Raw genomic sequence first — 1,028 nt, forward strand, 5'->3', positions numbered from 1 at the left:
TCCATTCAGGAAATCCGGCGTCTTATCGTCAGGCTGACCCAGCGCCAGATCTCCCTCAACCATATCCTGCACTGGTCGCGATTCAGACGAATACATCAGGCAAAAGCCTATGCTTCTCACATCAAAACACAACTGTAGTGCTAGGTCATGTTGACAAATGCCGGAGCCATAGCCTGATGCATGCGATATCGATAAAGCCGAGGAAGCTATTTGCGGTTTTGTCGTAACGTGTGGCGAGGCGACGGCTGTTCTTCAGCTTGTTGAAACAGCGCTCGACCATGTTGCGCAGCGTGTAGATGGTCATATCGACGGTCTTGCGAACCTTTCGGTTCTTTCGCATCGGGATCATCGGCACGGCGTTACGGCTCTCGACATCTTCCCTGATTTTATCAGAGTCATAGCCTCTGTCGGCGACCAGAACAGCGGGCTGCGGCAGGTTGTCGGCCATCACCAGATCATAGCCGGTGTAGTCGGAATCCTGCCCCGGCGTGATCCCGGTCCTCATCGGGAGGCCAGCGCCATTGACGCGGAGATGGATCTTGGTCGAAAACCCACCTCTCGAACGGCCAAGAGCCTCTTTCGGAGTCCCCCTTTTGAGCCCGTCGCATGATGATGGGCCCGGATGACTGTGCTGTCGACCATCTGCAGCTTGTCCGGGGTGATCCCTGAATGGTTCAAAGCGTCCAGAATGCCCTCCCAGAGCCCCGCAAGGGTCCAGCGACGGAATTGGCGGTAGACCGACGACCATTTGCCGAAATCTTCAGGAAGATCCCGCCATGGCGCACCCGTTCGCGCTATCCAGAAAATCCCATCCAGAACAAGGCGATGATTACAGGGTTTACGACCGTTCGGATGCCGAACAGCTTGGATGAACTGTTCGAAGAAGCCCCACTCATCATCAGATATCAGCTTGCGCACCAAGTTCGTCTCCCACGAGCTTGAATCACAGGACGCGGGCCAGCGGAATCCCTTTTGTCAACACGGCCTAGCTGTCAGGTTGTGAGACGTCATTGGGATGATGTAGGGTG

Annotated in this window: 1 protein-coding gene; it reads right to left on the minus strand. The window is 55.4% G+C overall.

Annotated features, from left to right (window positions below):
- Window positions 1–145 precede the first annotated feature (145 nt).
- Window positions 146–921, minus strand: a protein-coding gene (locus B7449_RS16500) for an IS5 family transposase (RefSeq protein ID WP_240471410.1) whose coding sequence is annotated in 2 segments (ribosomal slippage) — window positions 146–585 and window positions 585–921 — 777 coding nt in all. Because the reading frame shifts where the segments join, the coding sequence is not laid out codon by codon here.
- Between the last annotated feature and the right edge of the window lie 107 nt (window positions 922–1,028).

This window comes from Komagataeibacter intermedius TF2, from assembly GCF_000964425.1.
GTDB lineage: Bacteria > Pseudomonadota > Alphaproteobacteria > Acetobacterales > Acetobacteraceae > Komagataeibacter > Komagataeibacter intermedius.